Origin of the sequence: Sphingomonas sp. 66-10 (assembly GCF_001897045.1) — a bacterium.
Classification (GTDB): Bacteria; Pseudomonadota; Alphaproteobacteria; order Sphingomonadales; family Sphingomonadaceae; genus Sphingomonas; species Sphingomonas lycopersici.
The window spans coordinates 1-3836 of sequence record NZ_MKRR01000025.1 but is presented as its reverse complement, the minus strand read 5'-3'; the positions used below and the strand labels follow the sequence as shown (position 1 = coordinate 3836).

The 3836-nt window shown below is 64.5% G+C and carries 6 protein-coding genes; 4 read left to right on the top strand and 2 right to left on the bottom strand.

The genetic code is table 11. From position 1 onward, the window contains the following. A partial coding sequence (locus tag BGN95_RS03085; RefSeq protein ID WP_286771576.1) for a toprim domain-containing protein occupies positions 1 to 229 on the top strand: 229 nt, incomplete at its 5' end. A gap of 313 nt (positions 230 to 542) precedes the next feature. Then, positions 543 to 1478, top strand: a complete 936-nt coding sequence (locus tag BGN95_RS03080) for a DUF2493 domain-containing protein (RefSeq protein WP_286771575.1) — start codon at positions 543 to 545, stop codon at positions 1476 to 1478. Between the two features lie 9 nt (positions 1479 to 1487). Here the strand turns inward: BGN95_RS03080 and BGN95_RS03075 are convergent, their stop codons facing one another. Together BGN95_RS03075 and BGN95_RS03070 are read right to left on the bottom strand one after the other, a co-directional pair. Further along, the gene (locus BGN95_RS03075) at positions 1488 to 2048 is read right to left on the bottom strand and encodes a flavin reductase family protein (RefSeq protein WP_286771574.1); all 561 of its coding nucleotides are present in this window, start codon (positions 2046 to 2048) and stop codon (positions 1488 to 1490) included. Then, positions 2032 to 2316 carry a hypothetical protein gene (locus BGN95_RS03070; protein WP_286771573.1) on the bottom strand — a complete coding sequence of 95 codons (285 nt, stop codon included), beginning with the start codon at positions 2314 to 2316 and terminating at the stop codon, positions 2032 to 2034. The genes BGN95_RS03075 and BGN95_RS03070 overlap by 17 nt, the downstream gene beginning before the upstream one ends. Before the next feature lie 68 nt (positions 2317 to 2384). Here BGN95_RS03070 and BGN95_RS03065 point away from each other — a divergent pair, with 68 nt between their 5' ends. Together BGN95_RS03065 and BGN95_RS03060 are read left to right on the top strand one after the other, a co-directional pair. Beyond that, the gene (locus tag BGN95_RS03065) at positions 2385 to 2552 is read left to right on the top strand and encodes a hypothetical protein (protein WP_175506928.1); all 168 of its coding nucleotides are present in this window, start codon (positions 2385 to 2387) and stop codon (positions 2550 to 2552) included. A 144-nt stretch (positions 2553 to 2696) separates the two neighbouring features. Then, positions 2697 to 3137: a hypothetical protein gene (locus BGN95_RS03060; protein WP_286771572.1), complete on the top strand. Its 441-nt coding sequence runs from the start codon at positions 2697 to 2699 to the stop codon at positions 3135 to 3137. Positions 3138 to 3836: the final 699 nt, after the last annotated feature.

Genomic DNA, 3836 nt, shown 5'->3' with positions numbered 1-3836 from the left:
GCTGCGACGGCTCTACATCGCCCGCGACAATGATCCGGCCGGCGACAGTGCGATGACGACGTTGATCGAACGGGCGAACGCGGCCGGGATCGAGGCGGTCGTGGTGTCTCCGAGCCTGGGTGACTTCAACGAGGATCTCCGCATGGAGGGCCTGGACAGTGTCCGGGCAGCGGCCAGGGTGCAGATCGCGCCTCAGGACGTCGCACGCTTCATGGCGCTGGCGGCATAGGCCGGAAGAAGATTGCAGGCGGCGGGAGCGCCGTCGTCGGCATCGCTCGATGATCCCCAGGTCGGAGAGAACCGCACCCCGGCCTTCGAGAGGGCGATCGGCCAGCAAACGGGCCGGACCCACAATGCCTGCGGCGGACTATTTTCCGGCGCGGCCGAGGGCCGCTTTCCATCGCGAGGCAAAATAGCCCGCCTTCGTCATCCTCCGCTGTGCTCCGGCCCTCCGCTTTGCTGCGGATGCAGGTCCGGCCCGCCCGCCGGCTTTCGTCGCCATGAAGGCCGCGAGGGTCGCGGTCGAACCGACGGAGCATCCCATGAGCAAGCACGACGACTACGAACCGCACCACGCCTCTTCCCCCACCGACCATGTCCTCAGCGAACTTCAGCTTTATGGCTACCGTCCCTTCACGGATGAACCCGATCCCCGACCGCTTCCGGAGGGCGACCATGTCGCCGGCGCCATCGCCGACATCTTCGACGCCCTGATCGTCACCCTGGAAGACACCCGCCTCGAGCCCGACCTCGACGATCTTCTCTGGTCGACCGTCAACCTCTTCCACCGGGCCACCGTCCGGATCGAGCGCGAGCTGGACGACAATGAACAGGCGCAGCGTCGCGGCCAGCGCGAACAGGACGGCAGCGAAGTGAAGGCCGTCGAGCTGGAACGCCTGACGGCCGAGGGCCAGACCATGATCGAACGCCGCAACGCCTTCGAGCTGATGCGCGACCAGGCCGCCGAACACTATGAGCGCCACACCGGCTCGAACTGGCGACCGCGCAGCGGATCGATGGTCAACCATCGCAACCTGACCTCGGCGATGATCGACAGCCGGGACTTCCTCGCCGCCAAGAAACGCGCCGACAATCAGGTGCTGCTGCCCGCAGGTCCGAAGATCGCCTTCACCGGCGGGCTCGACTTCAACGATCATCACCTGATCTGGGCCAAGCTCGATCAGGTCCACGCCAAACACCCCGACATGGTGTTGCTGCACGGCAAATCGCCGAAGGGCGCCGAGAAGATCGCGGCCAAATGGGCCGACACCCGCAAGGTGCCGCAGGTCGGCTTCGCCCCCGACTGGACGAAACACGCCAAGGCCGCACCGTTCAAGCGCAACGATCAGATGCTCGACGTGCTCCCGATCGGGGTCATCGTCTTCCCCGGCACCGGCATCCAGGACAATCTCGCCGACAAGGCGAGGAAGCTTGGCATTCCACTGTACGATTTCCGCCAGAAAGGAGGCGGCGCGTAAGCGCTGCCTTCACAGCATCTCAGGTCGGAACAGCGATCTGCGGCTGATGACCTTGCCGGACACCACGAACACGCCGTCGCCGGTATAGTGCAACGTCTCGGGATGTTTTGGCGACGTGGCGACATGCGCCTTCACCACCTCGAAGATGAAGAAGTTGTACTTGTCGACCAGTGCATCGTCATGAAGGCGGCATTCGAAGCTGGCATGGCATTCGCCGATGAGCGGCGCATTGATCTCGCTCGCGTCTTCCGCCGTGAGGTCGAACTTGGCGAACTTGTCGATTTCGGCTCCCGACGTATTGCCGATCCCGACCACGGTATCGGTCAGCGCCGTCGTCGGCAGATTGATCACACACTCCCGGCTCTCGCGCATCATCCGGTGACTGTGATTGCCGCCGGAGATCATCAGGCCGACCAGAGACGGCGAAAACTCCAGGATCGTGTGCCAGCCGAGCGTCATGATGTTCGTCGCGCCCTGCCACTTCGACGACACCAGCACGATCGGGCCGGGCTCCAGATAGCGCCGCACCTGGCTGACTGGGAAGTCGGTTTTCTTAGGCAGCTTCGGCATGGGCGTCCTCTTCGGCTGTTGCGCTTAGGATGACTATACCTGTCCATGTCGGCAGCATCACGACCGGCAGCATGGTGGCGATGCTTTGGCCCGAAAGCATTGAGCGGGCGTTTCCATCATGGCTTCGGTCATGGCGGAAAACCATCTCCCGCTTCCATTGCGCTGATCCTTGGTCCAGCCGCTGGCCTGACGCCATCAACCCATAAAGGGTCGGACTACGCAAAGCGTGCCGCCGCTCCGGCTTCGCCTGCGCGGTGATTGCGGCCATCGGCCGGACACATCGGGCGCCTGTCGCGCGGGAGATGGCCTCCCGCCTCCAAGACAGGAGCCGGTCACATGTCCCTCAATCAAGCTCACGCCTTCGCCTTCAGCCTCGCCACCACCCTCATGGTCTCGATCGTCATCTTCCAGGCCGGCGACGGCACCATGGGCGTCATGCCCGCAGCCGAATATGACGGCGAACTCGCCGCCATCGTTCACGAGGTCGATCCCTTCGCCCCGTAATCGCGGGCAAGGCGTCGCGGCCGCAAGCGGAAGTCCCATGGGATTTCCGCTCCCGTCTCGTCTTCTCTTCGGCTATACTGGCAACGCGCCGTGGTGGTGGTGGAGGCGCGACCGTCAGACCTTTATCTCACGGAGAACACCACCATGGTTTTCATCGGCATCCTCTCCAGCATCGTGGCGATCGGCGCCCTGTGCTGGCTTCTATTCACACTGGCTGTCTTCGCGCTGCCGTTCTTCGCGGGCGTCAGCGCCGGGAATTGGGCCTTCCAGACCGGCGCCGGTTGGCTCGGGGCGATCCTCGTCGGCCTCGCCGTCGCCGCGCTGACGCTCGGCCTCGGGCAGTTCCTGCTCGCCTTCATCCGTCCGCTCTGGATACGGCTCGCGATCGCACTCGCCTTCGTCGCGCCTGCGGCGCTCGCTGGCTACCATGCGACACATGGCATCGTGAAACACACCATGCCCTCCGACACCTGGCAGATCATCTTCTCCGTCATCGGCGCGATTGCCGTTGGCGTAACGGCGCTGATCCGGGTGACAGGAATGGCCGCACCCGGGCCAACCGTGCAGAACGTCGCGCGCGCCTGACATCGTTGCCGGCGGCGGCAGGACGGTGGGTTGATGTCTTACGTGTCGCGCTCCTCGTCGGCAGGGTCATTCGCAATCGCGTTGATCGGATCGACGGCTAACCCAATTGACGCGCCATTCCCTCGGTGACGGTGCTTGGGGCAATGCCCTGACGGCGCGCCCAACGACGGTGCGGGTGCCGAGAGGGGGCGATCTCGTGGGCGGCGGGCAGGAGTCGGCGGAACGGAGCGTCTGCTGGAGTTGGTTTGAACCGCCGTGTCAGGCGTCGTCACGGTCCATCGGTTCGGGGTGGTCGCCACGTTCTCCGGTGATGCGTCTCTGTCAGGTCGACCGCTCCAAAACGGCCTCTTCAATGGGCTGATCTGGCCGAAGGTCGGCTGCGCCTCGATCGCCTATGCCGCAACAGCGGCGTCGAAACTTTCTTCCCCTGCCGGCTGCGCCGTCATTCCTCGCGAGCCAAGAAAGCCCCTCCTTTGCTGTCAGGCCCCTGCGGGGTGCGCCGTCAATCGCCTCCGGCCTGTCGATCGCCATCGAGGCCGCAATGGTGCGGGCTCGGAGCAGAGTTCAAGGAGAACTATCATGGCGACCATCGGCACCTTCAAGAAGACCGGCAACAACGAGTTCAACGGCGAAATCGTCACCCTCAGCCTGCAGACGAAGAACGTCCGCATCGTCCCCGAGGCCCGCGCCACCGGCGAG

Coding starts and splice junctions, on each gene's coding strand:
- BGN95_RS03080 (WP_286771575.1), top strand. CDS start 543: ATGAGCAAGCACGACGACTACGAACCGCACCACGCCTCTTCCCCCACC.
- BGN95_RS03075 (WP_286771574.1), bottom strand. CDS start 2,048: ATGCCGAAGCTGCCTAAGAAAACCGACTTCCCAGTCAGCCAGGTGCGG.
- BGN95_RS03070 (WP_286771573.1), bottom strand. CDS start 2,316: ATGGCCGCAATCACCGCGCAGGCGAAGCCGGAGCGGCGGCACGCTTTG.
- BGN95_RS03065 (WP_175506928.1), top strand. CDS start 2,385: ATGTCCCTCAATCAAGCTCACGCCTTCGCCTTCAGCCTCGCCACCACC.
- BGN95_RS03060 (WP_286771572.1), top strand. CDS start 2,697: ATGGTTTTCATCGGCATCCTCTCCAGCATCGTGGCGATCGGCGCCCTG.